Below are 17,551 nucleotides of genomic sequence, written 5' to 3' on the forward strand. Positions count from 1 at the left end.
GGTTGTTGTTTTTTGTATTATTCAAGCTTCCGCTTGCTTAGTTTTCAATGATCTCAAACGTCTTCTCTGACTTCAACTCGAAGTCTCTCTTCGTTTGTGGACGGGAATTATAGAGAAATTAAACTTAAAATGCGTTTAATCTTTTCGTGATGGGTTGAAAGTTTTTTTCTTTTATTTTGCTATTCTATATACTATAGAGTTTTCAAGTACTAAAGCGTTGTTAAACACAGTAATAACCATTCCACTAAAACGTGCTTTAAAATGATGTATCACTTCACCAGTTAATCCATTCGCAATTTCACCAAGTATATCCCCTTTATGAACATATTCACCTGGAGATTTTAGAGAGATAAAAATTCCACTTTCTGGTGCTTTGATTATTTTAATATCTCTTTTTTTGAGTATATTTGTAGCATATTCATTAAAAATTTTATATTGAAGGACTTTACTCCGCTCTAAAAATCGAATAATTGCTTCTACTATTTGATTTGATATTGCTTGTTCTATATGTTGTGATGTTGGACAAATTAATGAATAGGCTTTTGTTTCCCATAATTGTAAATTGTATTGTAAGGTAACTGTATCAATTGATTCTACTTCTTTATGGTGAATTATTTTTAATCCAAATTGTTTCGCTCCCTCTAAATCTTCCCAACCAGTTTTTAAAAGTTCAATATGGGGGATACATGTAGATTGATCGGAACTAATCTCTAAGGAAATAGCATAATCATAATCTTTAATAGTTTCAAAAACTTTTGCAGCTATTCTTTGTGTTGTTTCACCTTCATTATAACCAGGAAACATCATATTTAAGTTTGTTTTATCTAATGGCCAAAATTTTTCAGATATATTGAGTGCATAATGATTTATTGATGGGATAACCAAAATATCCCCTAAAACTTTTCTTTCTTTTATTGTATTTTGCAAAAAATTCACTAATAACGCGGAACAATGAAGAGGAAGTAATGCATCTCCTTGCATAGCACCTACAATTGCTACCTTTGGAGCATCAGGATTAGTTCCTTTAAATAAAAACCCTTCTACAACCATAGGTTCACGACTAAGTGAATCTAATTTTAAGATCTCTATTTTATTCATCTTTTTCTCCAAAAATACGTGCAAGTAAAGAGCCTTCATAAACTACAGGAAATTCACGTAGAGTAAAAAGGATCCCTTTATTTGGTGCTATCACTTCACACTTTAGTGCACCAGTTAAAGGATCGACGATCTGCCCTATTTTATCCCCTTTATTGATCACTGCACAGTGTTTGATATCTTGTATGAACAAACCACTTGCCTCAGCATTTAAAAAATATACATCGCCAATCTCAGAAGTAAATGGTTCACGTATCTCATACACCTCATCTGTTTCAATAATTCCCTCTTTATTCATGAGGTTTAAAATACCATCTAAAAGTTGATACCCGTACTTTTGTGTAAGTGTCATACCAACACCCATTTCAACAACTAATGTTTTCGTTCCCAATTGATTCATAGTATGAGAGAATGTGGCTTCTAGAACAGTTACAGCATCATGTACCCAGATAAAATCACAATTGAGCTCTTTTGCCAAAGGGATGGTATCTGCAAATTGTTTATTTATTCTAATCTGTGGAATCTCTTTTAGAAAAATATTGCTAGAGTGAATATCGATCGCTATATCACTCCCTTTTACATCTTGTGACACTTCATAGACAACATGGGAAGGTAAAACACTTGTTTTATCTCCAGGAAAAGCACGATTTAGATCAACCTCATACACAGGAAAAGAGCGTGTAATAGAATCGATACCTAAGGAGTTAATAGCTGGGTATAAATCTATAGTCCCTCTTATTTTATCTTGGTTGTTATTTAACCAATCAGCCAAAAGGTATACAACAAATTGCCCTTCTAGCTCATCACCATGTATACCTGTAACTATACTAATCCGTTTTTGATTTTTCATTTCCTTTGTGGGAGAAAATCTTGCCTTTTTGATAGAAAACTTTTCCCCTACAGGTAGATTTGTAGAAAAAATCTCTTCTATTTCCATTTAAAACTCAATAATTTTATGAATTTTATTGTTCATTGATTCTAAAATTACACTTGCTGGTTCCGATGCATCATGTGGTGTAAAAGTAGCTTCAGGCGCTAAAATAGACACTATTGTATCTACCTCTTCCATGATTACCATTGCATAATCTTTATTTTTCCCAAGTCTTAGGTGAAAATCAACTTTTTCAACATTTTTTCCTAAAATAAGGAAATAATCATTTACATTTCTTTTGAGTTTTCTTGTAAGTTCACCCCATATCTCACTAATGAGTGAAAGAACCTCGTCTATAAAAATAAAGTCAACTGTAAAGTCCTCTTTCGATTTTTCTTCAAAGAGCATTGCTAATTGAATGATAGACCCAAAAGCCTCTAGTTCAATGTAACTTCTTGAAATGACTGCATTCTCTTTTGCATAACTCAAAATTTGGTTCAGATTTCCCTCATGTGTACCTAAGATAGATTTTTGTAAAAAATCGGAAGCATTTTTATACTCTATATTTAAACCTATTTTTGTATAGAACTCTTTCCCAGCATCAAAATCAACATCGATAATGAGATCGTATATTTTGTTTATCTCTAATAGAGTTGCTTCTACTCGCTCTAAGTGACGCCCTAGCCAATAAAGGTTATTTGCTACATTTGCTGTTAGTATATGATTCATAACCTACTCTCCAATTACCCATGTATCTTTAAAACCTCCACCTTGTGAAGAATTCACCAAATAGTTTCCAGCTTCAACAGCGTAACGTGTTAAACCACATGACCAAACTTTTGGCTCCTCTGCCATAATGACATAGGCTCTAAAGTCTGCTTTTCTCTCTACGATCTCATTGTCCATAAAACATTTCTCATCATAAAACTCTATAACCTCTTGGGCTATAAATCTTCTTGGTTCTGCCTCGATCGCTTTTTTAAGATCGTCAAGCTCGTTCTGTGTTAATTTATTTCCAAATAAAACACCATAACCACCAGCTTCAGCCACATCTTTTATAACTAGTTTTGAAAGGTTTTCAAATACATACTTTCGATCTTCTTCAAAATAAGGTAGGTATGTAGGTGCATTATCTAAAATAGCTTCTTCTCCAAGATAGTACTTGATCATCTGTGGCACAAAGTAGTAGATCCCTTTATCATCAGCGACACCATTTCCTGGGGCATTCATAATAGCTACATTTCCAGCTAAGTATGCTTCCATAATTCCAGGCACACCTATCAAACTCTCAGGGTTAAAAAACTGTGGGTCTAAAAATTCATCATCAAGTCTTCTGTAAATTGCACCTACTTTTATAAGTTTTCCATCAAAATTTTTAAAGTACACTTTTTTATCCTTAACAATGAGCTCATGGTTTCTTACTAAATACGCACCACTCATTTGTGCTAAATAACTATGTTCATAATATGCAGAGTTAAATCGTCCAGGTGTTAAAACTACATTGATACCACCACAATTCACATAATTCATAGCCTCTTTGAGTATTTGTGGATACTCTTTAATAAGTTGAATCTTTAATTTTTCAAAAAATTCTGGATAAATCTTTCTGTATGTATCTCTAATTGAAAGTGGATAACTCGCTCCACTTGGAACCCTTAGGTTGTCTTCTAAAATGATCCATTTATCTGTAACGCTATCTTTTACTAAATCTATACCATTTATATGTGTACGAAGTTTTTTATTTGGTGAAAACCCTTGTAACTCTTTTAAGTACCCTTCAGCTTGTTCTACAAACTCCATAGGTATGATCTTATCTTTGATGATTTTTTGCTCTGTATACAAATCTTCTAAAAAAAGGTTGAGTGCTTTGATTCTTTGAGCAAGTCCACGCTCTAATTCATCGAACTCTTGTTTTGTCATGATACGGGGGATCAAATCAAAAGGGAGTGATCGTTCTATAAAATTTCCATCTTTATATAAGTTGAAATTTACTGCAAATTTATCCATATAATTTTTGAACTCTTTGACCTTTAATCTATCTTGCTGGTTAAAGATCTCCCAAAAGTTATTTAATAACTTATTTTCTTTTTCTATCACTCATCACCTCCAAGTTCAAAAAAATTCTATCATAAAGTATATCTTAGTTATTCTATATTTGTGTATAATTTTTATACAAATGTTTATCGCTAGAGATATTTTATTATTATAAGATTTTAATATATAAAAAAGGGAGAACCTCTATGGCATTAAAAGTAGCACTGACACATAAAACACATTATAAGTTTGATAAAAAAGTAAATTTAAGTCCCCATATTATAAGACTTCGCCCAGCTGCGCATAGTAGAACCCCTATAGAGAGTTACTCTTTAAAAATTGAGCCAAAAGAGCATTTTATTAACTGGCAGCAAGATCCTTATGGAAACTATCTCGCTCGTGTAGTATTTCCAGAAAAAACAGATAAGCTCTTCATTGATGTTGAACTTGTTGCCAATATGGTTACGATCAACCCTTTTGACTTTTTTGTTGAAGAATCTGCTCAAAACTTCCCTTTTAAATATACACCAGCTGTAAAAAAAGAGCTAAAGCCATACTTGAAAAAAGAGAAAAAAACACCTAAACTCAAAAAGTTTTTAAAGAGTATAGATAAAAGTGAAGTAAGTATTATTGACTTTTTAGTAGCACTCAATCAAAAAATTCACAACTATTTAAATTATACGGTAAGACTAGAACCTGGTGTGCAAACATGTGAATACACTTTAGGAAAAAAGCTTGGAAGTTGTAGGGACTATGCTTGGCTATTTGTTCAAGTATTACGTAACTTAGGCTTAGCAAGTAGATTTGTCTCAGGTTATTTAGTACAACTTACAGCCGATATAGAATCGCTCGATGGCCCAAACGGTCCAGAAGCTGATTTTACAGACCTTCATGCTTGGACAGAAGTGTACATCCCAGGAGCTGGATGGATCGGACTTGATGCGACAAGTGGGCTTTTTGCCGGAGAGGGGCATATACCTCTAGCGTGTACACCGCACTACGATACAGCTCATGCTATTGAGGGTGCAAGTGATAAGTGTGAAGTAGAATTTGACTATGAAAATAGTGTAAAAAGAATTTTTGAATCTCCTCGCGTTACAAAACCTTATAGAAAAGAGCAGTGGGAAGCTATCCATAAACTTGGATTCAAGGTAGATAAAGATTTAGAAAAAAATGATGTGCGCCTTTCTATGGGTGGAGAACCAACATTTGTAAGTATTGACGATATGGAATCTGATCAGTGGAATAATGCTGCTGATGGGGAACATAAACGTGAACTTGCAAATAACTACTCAAGAAAACTTTTAAAATCTTTTACAAATGGCGGTCTACTACACCATGCCCAAGGAAAATGGTATCCAGGTGAACCGCTTCCACGTTGGCAAACAACTATCTTTTGGAGAAAAGATGAAAAGCCTGTTTGGGAAAATCCTGAACTCTTAGCAGATATGAATCAAACTTACTCGTATACAAATGAAGATGCACAAAAATTTTTATCTCGCTTAGCTTTAACATTAGGTGTTAGTGATCAAAATATTGTTCCAGCGTATGAAGATCCAGTTTATTACATTATGAAAGAGGCATCTATGCCGCTCGATATTGATGTAATGGAATATGATCTAAAAGACTCATTAGAGCGAAAAACAATTGCCCAAAAACTCGCACATGGACTTAACAATGAAGTGGGTTACATTTTACCGCTTAACTTTGGAGCTACAAAATGGATCACATCAAAGTGGGAATTTAGACGGGGAAAACTTTTCTTAACTCCAGGAAATGCTCCTATTGGTCTTCGTCTTCCGCTGGAGTCGTTATTGCATAAACCGCATGTTGAGATTGAGGAGAGTTTTGAACCTGATCTTTTTGCGGCAGCCCCAGCTTTAGGGGATTATATCTCGCCTGTCAAAAAACGTGCAAGAAAAAGAAAATCTACAGTTGCAAAAAACACAACTTATTTAGAGTATGTTAAAACTGCTATTGGTGTTGAAATACGTGATGGAAAACTCTGTATTTTCTTACCTCCGATCAATTCAACAGAGATGTTTTTAGATCTTATTGCCTCGATCGAAGCAACAGCAAAAACACTTGATCTAAAAGTTGTTTTAGAAGGGTATGAGCCACCACAAGATAATAGAACTGAACGTATTAAAGTAACTCCTGATCCAGGTGTTATTGAAGTAAACATCCATCCATCTAGTTCTTGGAAAGAGTTAAACCATAATATCGATACTCTTTATGAAGATGCAAGACTCTCACGTCTTGGGACTGAGAAGTTTATGGTTGATGGAAAACACACAGGTACTGGTGGAGGCAACCATGTAACTATTGGGGCAATGGATCCAGCTAATTCACCGCTTTTACGTGATCCAAGACTGCTACAATCTTTGATCACTTTCTGGCAGCACCATCCAGGTTTGTCGTACCTTTTTAGTGGAGCGTTCATCGGTCCAACTTCACAAGCTCCACGTGTTGATGAGGGGCGTGCTGAAAATCTTTATGAGTTGGAGATCGCATTTTCACAAATCCCTGAAAACGGAGAGGTACCATACTGGTTGACAGACAGACTCTTTAGAAATCTGCTAACCGACTTAACCGGTAACACACACAGAAGTGAATTTTGTATAGATAAACTCTACTCGCCAGATAGCAGCAGTGGTCGTTTAGGTATTTTAGAGTTACGTGGTTTTGATATGCCTCCACATAAAGAGATGGCACTGCTTCAGATGTTGTTAGTTCGTGCATTAGTAAGTGCATTTTGGAAAAAACCATACCAACATAAACTGATTCGTTGGGGAACAAGATTACACGATCAGTTCCTTTTAGAACATTATGTAAAAGAGGATATAAAATCGGTTGTTGAATATTTAAACGATGCAGGGTATGCTTTTGAACTTGACTGGTTCGATCCGTTTTTTGAGTTTAGATTTCCACTTTATGGAATGGCAAAAATTGAAGGGATGGACTTTGAGATCAGAGCGGCAATTGAGCCTTGGCACGTCTTAGGGGAAGAGAGCTCTTCACAAGGGACTTCTCGTTATGTAGACTCTTCAGTTGAGAGATTACAGATCAAAGTAAATAACTTTATAAAAGATCGCTATATTGTTACATGTAACGGTGTTGAAATCCCCCTGCAAGAGACTGCAACTCATGGGGAGTATGTATCAGGGGTACGCTATAAAGCATGGCAGCCTTGGTCAGCATTGCATCCAACTATTGGTGTTGATACTCCACTTACATTTGATGTGATCGATACATGGAATTTACGCAGTTTAGGTGGATTTAATTACTTTGTTTCTCATCCTGGTGGAAGAAGTTACGATACATTCCCAGTAAACTCTTACGAGGCAGAATCAAGAAGAATAAACAGATACTGGGATTTCAACTCTTCACAAGGGGAAGTGGAGTTTGTAAAAAGAGCACCACTTAATCAAGAAGTTAGTATCGTAAAAACATCTACAAACGAGGTTAAAGAACTCAGCATTGAAGAAAAATCTCCAAGACAAATTAAAGAGATCAAGGGAAAATCTAAGCTACAAGTGTATAGACTTCCAAAAAACAATGAGTATCCTCATACACTAGATATGAGACAAAGGTGGATAAAATAGCTCTTAAACACTTTGAAGATTACCAAATTGGCTCTTACGATGAGATGTTTTATGAAGATGGAACTATCAAAGAGCACTGGGGTACTCTTGCGTCTCATATTCACTCTTTAAATGAAAAAGGGTTATCTCAAAAGCAGTTTGAGATCGATTGGCAGTTAAAAGAGAATGGTGTTACCTACAATATCTATACTGACAAGCAGACACGAAGAAAGTGGAATCTTGATCCGATCCCTTTTATTTTAAAAAATGACGAGTGGTGTTCTTTAAAAGAGGGGATCATCCAAAGAGCTAAGTTATTAGATCTCATTTTTAAAGATATCTACAGGGAACAAAAACTTTTACAAGAGGGGATCATTCCAGCAGAGATATTTTATCTCGATCCCCATTTTATAAGAGAAGTGCAAAACTTTAATCAAAACTATTTTCAACTCCATTACTACGGTATTGATGTAAGTCGCGGACCTGATGGAAAATTTTGGATCATCTCGGACAAAGTAGAATCTCCATCAGGTTTAGGATATGCAATTGAGAATAGACTCACACTCAATAGCGTCAACAAAGACCTCATTCAAAACATAAAAATCCATAGAATTGCTCAATTTATAGAAGGTTTCAAACAAACTCTTTTGGAGCGTTCAAACTCTTTAGACCCTTTTATAGTTATGCTCTCCCCTGGACCATACAATGAAACTTATTTTGAGCAATCTTATCTTTCATCTATTTTAAATTGTGAGCTTGTTCAAGGTGAGGATCTACTGGTTAAAGATGCCAACTTATACCTTAAAAACCTAACAGGATTGAAAAAAATAGACATAGTAATACGCCGTGTCGATGATAAATTCTGCGATCCATTAGAGTTAAAAAACGATTCACAACTTGGGGTGCCAGGTCTATTGGATGTTCTTAGACAAGAGAATGTTGTCATGATCAATCCGATCGGAATCGGTATTTTAGAAAATCCAGCCCTGAATCCTTTTATGAACAATATTTGCGAATATTTCTTAAATGAACCACTACTCATCCCTCAAATTGCGACATGGTGGTGTGGTCAGGAGAAAGAAAAAAATTATGTTTTTGAACATCTTGATGAGCTGATTATAAAATCTGTAGATAAAACTATCCCTCAAAATATTTATGTATGTTCACAACTCAATCCAGCTCAAAAAGCTGTTTTAAAATCAAAAATAGAAAAAAATCCATATATGTTTATTGCACAAGAAAAAATAGAGTTTTCTACTACACCTTCATTGGTTGGGAAAAACATAGAAGCAAGAAAAAATTCACTCCGTCTTTTTTGCTATAAAAATAATGAAGAGTACCATGTAATGAATGGCGGACTTGTACGAATATCTTCTGAAAAAGATACCTACATAGTTTCAAATCAAAAAGGTGGCGGAAGTAAAGATTTATGGATTTTAACCGATACAGATGAACCTATGGTATCACCAATCTCAAATGATCTTATCTCTTATAATGAATTTTCTATAGCTTCTTTAACTACCAAAAAAGCAGAAAATATTTTTTGGCTTGGGCGTTATCTACAACGCTCTATTATTACAGCTCGGACTATTCGTTTGTATCTCAAATACCTTATGAATAATCACAGATCTGAAAATATAAATGCAATTATATACTCCCTTGATCTTTATGCAAAAGCACTTACACACCTGACAATGACCTACCCTGGGTTTTTAAATGAAAAAGTAAATGTAAGCAAAGAATTAAACAGTATTTTAAAAGACAACTACAGAATGGGAAGTTTACCTTTTACCCTCTCAATGCTTGAAAATGTCAATATCAATATTAAAAGTTTACTCTCAAACGAGTGTTCAAAAGTTTTTGATAAGCTAGAGTCAAATTGGTTTAACCATTCAAACTCAAAAAAAACCAACTATACTGAACATGCAGAAGCATTAGATGATCTTTTAATTTATCTCAGCGCTTACAAAGAATTGATCCAAGAGAGTATTTCACAAGAACAAGGTTTGATCTTTTATGAAATTGGTTCAAAACTTGAAATGGCCATTTTGTTTATCTCTAAAATACGCTCTTTAATGACCTTAAAACATAAAAAACATATAGAGTATGAGTTACTACAGTTTCTTTTACACTCTTATGAAGGATTTAAAACTTATAAATCTCTATACAAAAGTAATATTACGATCGAGCGAATGGTGGACTTTTTACTCTTTCAAAAAAATTATCCAAAATCATTATTGAGTATAATACGCTCAATTATTAACCTTCTAGAGTCTATAGCCCAAGAAGAAAATATAAAATCCAGAATTGATGGCAGTGAAAAATATATGTACGAGATCTACACAAAACTACAATCTGTAAAACAAGAAACTCTCTTAGTAGGTTGTGATGATGAGTATATTTATTGTGAGCTCGATTCCTTTTTAAGCGAGATCACATCTTCACTAATCAAATTCTCAGATGAATTTACAAAAAATTATTTTTCACACTATTACGAATAAGACAATGCAGTATAAAATTTTTCACGAAACAGCTTTTAAATACAGTTCATCGGTATCTTTTAGTCACAATCTTGCGAAACTAAAACCAGCTACCAATGATCTACAAACACTTGTTGAGTATAACTTAACCGTAGAGCCAACTACACAAAATATCTCAGAGTACACAGACTATTTTGGAAATACTACGGTAAATATTTTTATAAAAGAGTTTCACGAAAAACTTTACGTGACTGCAAATAGCATAGTTACCATAGATGAAGAAAAAATCAAAAACAAACTTGCATCGTATGAGAATATAAAGATCACTTTAAAGCAACTTCAAGAACACCTTCAAACCTCTTTTGAGCCAAATGTCCTTTTTGTCAAACAGTTTTTGTTTCCATCAGAGCTTATAAACTACCCTAATGAACAGATACTAAAGTATGCAAAACTCTCATTTACAGAACACACAAATCTTTATCTCGCAGTCAAAGATTTTATGCAAAGAATTTTTGAAGACTTTGAATTTGTAAGTGGTTTTAGTGACATCTCTACTCCAATCTCTACAATATTTGAACAAAAAAAGGGGGTGTGTCAAGATTTTGCCTCACTTGCTATCTCAGCACTTCGTGCACTAGGGATTCCAACAAGATATGTAAGCGGATATATTCAAACACTGCCACCTGAGGGAAAAGAAAAACTCTTTGGTGCAGATGCAAGTCATGCTTGGTTTAGTGTATACCTAGGGGAGTATGGCTGGGTTGATTTTGATCCAACTAACAATAAACTGCCTAATGAAGAGTACATACTGCTAGGATATGGTAGGGACTATAATGACATTACACCGCTTAAAGGTGTTGTACATGGAAGTGGAAACTCTGTGTTAAATGTTAGGGTTGATGTTAGAGAAGTTGAATAAAAAGTGTGGGAGTTAGAAGAATTATTTTCTTCTAAGCTCTTTAATACGTGCAGCTTTACCAGCTAAGTTACGTAAGTAGAAAAGTTTCGCACGACGAACACGACCGCGACGGATAACTTTGATCTCGTTGATAGAGTCAGTATAGATTGGGAAAATTCTCTCAATACCTACACCATTTGCTCCAATTTTACGTACAGTTACAGTTTCACCTGTACCTTGACCACGTCTTGCAATACATACACCTTCGTATGCTTGAACACGAGTTTTGTCTCCCTCTTTAATAGTTACTGCTAAACGAACAGTATCACCAGCACGAAAATCTGGAATTTGTTTGTCAGCGATTTGTGCTTTTTCAAAGTTTTCAATGTACTTATTTCTCATAAGATTTCCTTGTTTTATGCTTTAACAGCTCGCCTGGTCTGAAAAATTTGGTCTTAGCTTCAGACAAGGTAAATTTTAGTGAGCGAATTCTACTATGATTTCCCTTTAAGTATTCTGATGGAACACTTATTTGCTCATATGTCTGCGGTTTTGAGAAGCTTGGTGCTTCTAGCAATTCACTCTCAAAACTCTCCATTTCAAGTGATTCGCTATTTCCAAGTACACCCTCAACATTTCTAGCAGTAGCATCACAAATAACCAAAGAGGCTAATTCCCCTCCAGTTAAGATGTAATCGCCTATGCTAAAAACTTCATCGGCATACTTTTCAATAACCCTCTCGTCAATCCCTTCATAGCGTCCACTCACAAACGCTACATGTGATTTTTTTGCTAATCTTTTTGCATCGTTTTGCACAAAAGGTTTAGCAACTGGAGTTAAAAAAACTATATGAACATTTTCATCTTTTTTACGTAGATCATCCAAACAGTCAAAAAGTGGCTGAGGATTCATTACCATCCCAGCTCCACCACCAACTGCCGTGTCATCTACTTTTAGATGTTTACTTTTAGAGTAATCTCTTGGATTTAGATACTTTATATCTAAAATCTTTTGCTCGATCGCTCTTTTTAAGATCGAGTCACTAAAATAGCCCTCGATCAGGTTTGAAAAAAGAGTAACAAAGGTAAAAGTCATTATGACGCTTCTAAAATATCCAGTGCACCACTTACAGTGATGATCTTTTTATCTACATCTACATCTTTTTTAAACGGTTTGACAAAAGGGATTAAAAACCTTTTTGAAAAACCCTCTTTTACCAAAGACTCATCGGTGTTAACTACTAAATAGTTTGTAATATTTAGACGTTCAACCTCATGAACTTTTCCTAAAAGTTTTCCATCTTCAAAAACTTCACAATCTTCCAGATCAAAGAAAAAGTATTCACCCTCTTGGAGATGACAGTTTTTTCTTGTCTCTTCATACGTTGTATAAAGTTTTGCGTTTGTAAATCTTTTAGCATCTTCAGGATTGTTAATGTTGTTTACTTTAACAAGCCCTCTATCTAAATCTACATCACTTAAAATAACTCTGTCGTTTTTATTGATTAAAAAACTAGCTCCATCTACAAACTGCTCTGGGAAATCGCTTTGGATATGTAACTTCATATCCCCTTTGATCCCGACAGTTTTGCCTAATGTAGCAATTTGAAGTAATTTATTCAATTGGCTCGACATTTATTCTGTAACTCACACCATCTTTAGCTTTACAGCCAGATATTACAGTTTTAATAGCACCAATCATTTTTCCGCTTTTACCAATAAGTTTACCGATATCAGCTTGATTTGCGTATAAAACTATCTCTGTTACTTCATCGCCTTCAATCACTTCTACTCTTACATCTTCAGGGTGTGAAGCTATAAGTTTTGCAAATTGTGCGACAAAATCAACTATCATGATTATCTACCAGTGATCTTTTTAACGCGATCACTCATTTTAGCACCAACGCTTAACCAGTAATCTAATCTTTCATTATCAACTACTAGAGTTTTCTCTTCGTTCATTGGATTGTAGTGTCCAATTAATTCGATCCAACCACCATCTCTACGTTTACGGCTATCTGTTACCGCGATACGGTAAAATGGTCTTTTCTTTCTTCCCATACGAGTAAGTCTAATTACTGTCATTTATGTTCCTGTTTTGTTTTTTTACCTAGTTACTGGTTAAATCTGTACAAGCTATGTGATGTTTTTTGGGGGAAGCAGGCTAAGGTGCCTTTTACATTGTAATAGTAAGTTCTTCCCTCTTTATCATCTCTATAGTTGGATGTACACATTTAACCAGTAAGTTGGTTACAAACTTTCTTATCACAGAGGTATTGTTTAAGAAAATTTTTTGAACTGGAATTATAGCTAACTTTTTACAAAAAAGCAAATCCCCTAAATTTATCTAGGCATACCGCCTAAACCACCCATTCCACCAGGGCCACCCATCTGTCCCATCATAGACTGAAGCTGTTTCATACCATTTTTACCGGAGAATTTTTTTGCCATTTTTCCAGCGTTTTTAAACTGCTTTATCATACGGTTTACTTCTACTATAGTTAAACCACAACCCGTAGCAATTCTTTGTTTTCTAGAGTTGTTTAGTAGATCTGGATCTTCACGCTCTTTTTTTGTCATAGAGTTAACCATTGAGCGGATGTTTTTAAGCTCACTAGAGTTGTCAAAATCAAAGTCTTTCATCGCTTTTGAGAGATTCCCCATACCCGGAAGCATACCCATGATCGAACTCATTGAACCCATTTTTTTCATAGATTCCATCTGCTCAATGAAGTCATTAAAATTGAACTTCCCTTTTTGGATCTTTTTCGTTAGATGTTTTGCTTGTTTCTCATCGATCACACTCGCAGTTTTTTCAGCAAGACCTTCGATATCTCCAAGCCCCATTAAACGATTTACTATACGCTCTGGAAGGAAAACTTCCAAGTCCTCCATCTTCTCACCAAGACCAATAAATCTTAAGGGTACTTCTACCTGAGATGAAAGTCCAAGTGCTACACCACCTTTAGAGTCACCATCATATTTTGAAAGGATTACTCCATCAATTCCTATCTTCTCTTTAAACGTAGTTGCTGTTCTTACTGCATCTTGACCAGTTAAAGAATCTGCTACATAAAAAATCTCATCAGGATTTGCCACTTTTTTAACATTTTGTAGCTCTTCCATCAACTCATCATCGATAGCTAAACGTCCGGCTGTATCTATTAAAACAACATCATAGATTTTAGAGTTTGCATACTCAAGAGCTGACTTTACTACCTCAACAGGATTTTTTGTAGCCTCGTCTTCATACAATTCAACTTCGATCTGTGCTGTGATCTGACGTAACTGTTCAACCGCTGCTAAACGCTGTAAGTCGGCTGCAACGATAAGAACTTTTTTCTTTTTGTTTTTAAGATAGTTTGCTAGTTTACCCGTAGTTGTCGTTTTACCTGAACCTTGCAAACCAGTCATCAAAATAACAGTCGGAGGATTTGGAGCAAATACAAAACCTTTGTTCCCACCAACTTCTAAAAGTGCAGTTAATGTTTCGCGAAGTGCCTCAAGAAATTGATCTTTTCCGATCCCTTTTGCTTTTGTAGAATACTCAACATTCGATATAAGATCTTTAACAACTTTATGGTTTACATCCGCTTTAAGTAGTGACTTTTTAAGCTCATTTAACGCTTTTGTTAAGGCTTTTTCATCATCATGAAAGCGAATCTTTTTTATTGCATTTGTAAAACTATCTGTTAAAGTACCAAACATTATAATTACCTTGTGGTTAAGTAAATTTTTTGCGATTATATCAAAGGAGGGCTTTTTGTTTGCTTATTGATTCCAAGAAGCAATTTTACCTTCAAGTTCAATGTGTGTGAGATACACTCTTAGATCAAACTCGACTTGATGGTATTCACGAAACATATGTTCACATAGTTTATAAAAAGCCTTATTATGCTCTTTCTCTTTAAAGTGAGCCAACTCATGAACAACTATCATCTGTAAAAATTCTTCGGGTGTATTTTTAAATAAAGAAGCTACTCGTATCTCATTTTTTGCTTTGAGTTTTCCCCCTTGCACGCGGGAGATAAAATGGTGCGTTCCCAAAGCGTTATGGATAACATTTATTTTTCCGTCATACACTGCTTTTGAAAGTGGCGCCGTTTTTTTCATATACTCATTTTTCATATCTTGTACATACATAAATAAGCTTTTATCATTTGTATAATTATGTGACAGAGGGTATTTATTTAGAAGATATTGTTCTAGTTTATTGGCTTCAATTAAAGCTTGAACTTGCTGTTGCACTGCTTGAGGGTAATGACTAATATATTTTAATTTTTTCATTGTTTCGTATATTTCGTTAAAAAAGCATTGAGCTGGTTTGCAAACAGCTGGGAATCTTTGGAAGAAAACGGTTTTGGTCCTTTTGTCATCTCTCCACTTTCACGAATCTTCTCCATCAAGTTTCTCATTGCAAGGTATTGTTTAATATTATCGACACTATACAACTCACCTCTGTGATCTATGGCATGTGCATCTTTAGATATTACACGATCAGCTAAGGGAATATCTGCTGTAATCACTAGATCACCTTCCTCTAGCATCTCCACAATTTTATGATCAGCCTCATCTGCTCCGGCCTCCACGATCAAATACTCCACCAATTTTGAATCGCCTATATTTATCTTTTTGTTCGCTACTACTATAGTTTGTATTTGCAAACGTTCGATCTGCTTTAAGAGTATAGGTTTGAGTAAATTTGGAAAAGCATCTCCGTCGACATATATTTTAAACATTAATAAGCTCCAATTTCTCTGCCCTGCTTAGGTGTTTAATAGCATATTCCCTTTTACTAGCATCCACTCGATCAGCGCAGTTTTCATAGTACACAAGTTTTACAGGACGTCTCACTTTTGTATACTTTGCACCTTTATCAGAGTTATTGTGTTCCCAAACACGACGTTCTAAATCTGTTGCGATTCCTGTGTAAAGCGTTCCATCATTACACTCTAATATATACACTTTCCATTTGCTGATCGGGGTAACAAAAGTATTTACGCCGTCTACTTTATAAAAAGCAGCATCATTGTTTTGACAATACCAGATGCTATAAGCACAAGTGAGTGCATCTAACATATCTTCATAATCTTTTACTTTTTGCCCTTTTAATTGCTCTAAATCTTGTTTTAAAAGCTCATGCGTTTTAAACTCTTTGAGAAGATAGTTTTGATACGTTTGCAGTTGCTCTTTTATAAACTCTGTATTTCGCCCTTTTTTTCTTTTATATGGAAGGATGCAGTGGTTGTGAAAGCACATAGCGATCGTAGAGTGGGTATACACTTCAAAAACCACTCGATCATTTTGATAATCGCGTACAAATCCCTCTGTGCTCAAACGCTCATAGAGTTCAATGCTTCTAATTTTTGGAGAGTATTTACTAAGTAGTTTTTTATTTGCCGGAAGCATTGAGATCTTGTATTTTGCAAAGTCCTTGTTGAACTCTTTTTCGATCTCTCTGTTGCCCTCTTCATTTGGAACAACAAGCGGGGCGTCTACTCCGACATAGATCTTGTGTTCGTTATATTTTAAAATCTCTTGAAGTATCTCATCGATCGACTTTAAGAGTTTGAGCTCTAAAATTTTGAGCTTATTACCATCTTTTTTTGAGACGCAAAAGCCTGAGTAGTTTTTTTCGCCCCAAGCTAAGTCTATCCCAATATAGAGACTATTCAAAGTGGATAAAAGCCTTTGGCTCAGGTGAAACAAATTCCATACCGAGCAGTTTAACTTTATGCGCATGAAGCATCACGCGTTTTGCGCGGCGACCACCATATTGCTCATCTCCAATTATTGGATGCTCTATATACCTTGCATGGACACGGATCTGATGTGTACGTCCATGATGGATAATAATTTTTGCTTTTGTTTTCTTAGCACTTACCTCTTCAGGATAAAACTCGCTAATTGCAGGTTTTCCTTTTGGAGTTACATTTGAGTATGCTTTGTTATTTTTCTTTTGTGTCATGATCGGCTTATCTACTGTTATAGGTTCTGCCATAGTTCCCTCAAGCCAAGCGATATATTCTTTGTAAACTCTATCTTTTGCGAACTCTTTGATCGCTTTTTCACGAAATTCTTCATTTGTTACAAGCATTAAAACACCACTTGTTTCACGATCAAGTCTATGTAAAAGCTGTGCCCCTTTAAACTGACGCTCTATCTCATCAGAGTTTACAAAAGCAGGTTTATCTACCACTATAAGATCGCTATTTTGAAAAATGATATTTGGCTTTTCCACTTTTTGAACACGGAAGATCGTTTTTACATCAATATCCCCACGTGCGATCATCACTTTTTTATTTCCAACATATACAAGTCCACGATCGATCATCGACTTCGCTTGTGAATTTGAAATCCCTTCTTGTTGCGCTAATAATTTATATGCTTTTTCAGTTGCCATTATTTTTGATCTCCTTGATTTTTTAGACTTCTTGCAAAACTATATAAAGTATGAGCAAAAAGAGAAACAATTTAATCAAGGCAGATGTTCTTTAGCATAGTGAGCTATGCTGAAGGTTATCTAACGCAGAGTAAAGCAGTTTATCTTTTTGCCCTACGGGAAGCATAAAAAGAGGCAATCTTGCAT

Annotated in this window: 17 protein-coding genes; 3 read left to right on the top strand and 14 right to left on the bottom strand. The window is 35.0% G+C overall.

The window, feature by feature from the left end:
* Positions 1-171 precede the first annotated feature (171 nt).
* Genes ACQY56_RS04695 through ACQY56_RS04710 form a run of 4 tightly spaced genes read right to left on the bottom strand, consistent with a single transcriptional unit; the run spans position 172 to position 4,063 of the window.
* Positions 172-1,098 (bottom strand): M14 family metallopeptidase, encoded by a 927-nt coding sequence (locus ACQY56_RS04695; RefSeq protein WP_428738063.1) that lies wholly within the window; start codon positions 1,096-1,098, stop codon positions 172-174.
* Positions 1,091-2,032 (bottom strand): M14 family metallopeptidase, encoded by a 942-nt coding sequence (locus ACQY56_RS04700; RefSeq protein WP_428738064.1) that lies wholly within the window; start codon positions 2,030-2,032, stop codon positions 1,091-1,093. The genes ACQY56_RS04695 and ACQY56_RS04700 overlap by 8 nt, the downstream gene beginning before the upstream one ends.
* Positions 2,033-2,695: an alpha-E domain-containing protein gene (locus ACQY56_RS04705; protein WP_428738065.1), complete on the bottom strand. Its 663-nt coding sequence runs from the start codon at positions 2,693-2,695 to the stop codon at positions 2,033-2,035.
* Positions 2,696-2,698: 3 nt separating this feature from the next.
* A complete protein-coding gene (locus ACQY56_RS04710; RefSeq protein ID WP_428738066.1) occupies positions 2,699-4,063 on the bottom strand; it encodes a circularly permuted type 2 ATP-grasp protein in 1,365 nt (454 codons plus the stop codon).
* A gap of 143 nt (positions 4,064-4,206) precedes the next feature.
* Between ACQY56_RS04710 and ACQY56_RS04715 the strand changes: the two genes are divergently transcribed.
* From ACQY56_RS04715 to ACQY56_RS04725, 3 genes are read left to right on the top strand one after another with little or no spacing between them, the layout of a single operon-like run.
* Positions 4,207-7,605, top strand: coding sequence for a DUF2126 domain-containing protein (locus ACQY56_RS04715; RefSeq protein WP_428738067.1), 3,399 nt, complete (start codon positions 4,207-4,209; stop codon positions 7,603-7,605).
* A complete protein-coding gene (locus tag ACQY56_RS04720; protein WP_428738068.1) occupies positions 7,593-10,085 on the top strand; it encodes a circularly permuted type 2 ATP-grasp protein in 2,493 nt (830 codons plus the stop codon). The genes ACQY56_RS04715 and ACQY56_RS04720 overlap by 13 nt, the downstream gene beginning before the upstream one ends.
* Before the next feature lie 4 nt (positions 10,086-10,089).
* Entirely contained in the window at positions 10,090-10,983 is an 894-nt protein-coding gene (locus ACQY56_RS04725; RefSeq protein ID WP_428738069.1) for a transglutaminase family protein, read from the top strand.
* 21 nt (positions 10,984-11,004) lie between these two features.
* Here ACQY56_RS04725 and rplS read toward each other — a convergent pair whose 3' ends face one another.
* The 10 genes from rplS to ACQY56_RS04775 all read right to left on the bottom strand — a co-directional run bounded on the left by rplS (position 11,005) and on the right by ACQY56_RS04775 (position 17,365).
* A complete protein-coding gene (gene rplS / locus ACQY56_RS04730; protein ID WP_428738070.1) occupies positions 11,005-11,364 on the bottom strand; it encodes a 50S ribosomal protein L19 in 360 nt (119 codons plus the stop codon).
* Positions 11,354-12,058, bottom strand: coding sequence for a tRNA (guanosine(37)-N1)-methyltransferase TrmD (gene trmD / locus ACQY56_RS04735; RefSeq protein WP_428738071.1), 705 nt, complete (start codon positions 12,056-12,058; stop codon positions 11,354-11,356). Before trmD ends, rplS begins: the two co-directional genes overlap by 11 nt.
* Positions 12,058-12,585, bottom strand: a complete 528-nt coding sequence (gene rimM / locus ACQY56_RS04740) for a ribosome maturation factor RimM (protein WP_428738072.1) — start codon at positions 12,583-12,585, stop codon at positions 12,058-12,060. The genes trmD and rimM overlap by 1 nt, the downstream gene beginning before the upstream one ends.
* Positions 12,578-12,817 carry a KH domain-containing protein gene (locus ACQY56_RS04745; protein ID WP_428738073.1) on the bottom strand — a complete coding sequence of 80 codons (240 nt, stop codon included), beginning with the start codon at positions 12,815-12,817 and terminating at the stop codon, positions 12,578-12,580. Before ACQY56_RS04745 ends, rimM begins: the two co-directional genes overlap by 8 nt.
* A 2-nt stretch (positions 12,818-12,819) precedes the next feature.
* A complete protein-coding gene (rpsP, locus tag ACQY56_RS04750) occupies positions 12,820-13,047 on the bottom strand; it encodes a 30S ribosomal protein S16 (RefSeq protein ID WP_193113209.1) in 228 nt (75 codons plus the stop codon).
* Positions 13,048-13,305: 258 nt separating this feature from the next.
* Positions 13,306-14,670 (bottom strand): signal recognition particle protein, encoded by a 1,365-nt coding sequence (gene ffh, locus ACQY56_RS04755; protein ID WP_428738074.1) that lies wholly within the window; start codon positions 14,668-14,670, stop codon positions 13,306-13,308.
* A 63-nt stretch (positions 14,671-14,733) separates the two neighbouring features.
* A complete protein-coding gene (locus ACQY56_RS04760) occupies positions 14,734-15,249 on the bottom strand; it encodes a YgjP-like metallopeptidase domain-containing protein (protein WP_428738075.1) in 516 nt (171 codons plus the stop codon).
* Positions 15,246-15,701, bottom strand: a complete 456-nt coding sequence (locus tag ACQY56_RS04765; RefSeq protein WP_428738076.1) for a YaiI/YqxD family protein — start codon at positions 15,699-15,701, stop codon at positions 15,246-15,248. The genes ACQY56_RS04760 and ACQY56_RS04765 overlap by 4 nt, the downstream gene beginning before the upstream one ends.
* Positions 15,694-16,638: a DUF429 domain-containing protein gene (locus ACQY56_RS04770; RefSeq protein WP_428738077.1), complete on the bottom strand. Its 945-nt coding sequence runs from the start codon at positions 16,636-16,638 to the stop codon at positions 15,694-15,696. The genes ACQY56_RS04765 and ACQY56_RS04770 overlap by 8 nt, the downstream gene beginning before the upstream one ends.
* A complete protein-coding gene (locus ACQY56_RS04775; RefSeq protein WP_428738078.1) occupies positions 16,631-17,365 on the bottom strand; it encodes a pseudouridine synthase family protein in 735 nt (244 codons plus the stop codon). Before ACQY56_RS04775 ends, ACQY56_RS04770 begins: the two co-directional genes overlap by 8 nt.
* Between the last annotated feature and the right edge of the window lie 186 nt (positions 17,366-17,551).

The organism is Sulfurimonas sp. (genome assembly GCF_050296975.1).
Lineage (GTDB): Bacteria > Campylobacterota > Campylobacteria > Campylobacterales > Sulfurimonadaceae > Sulfurimonas.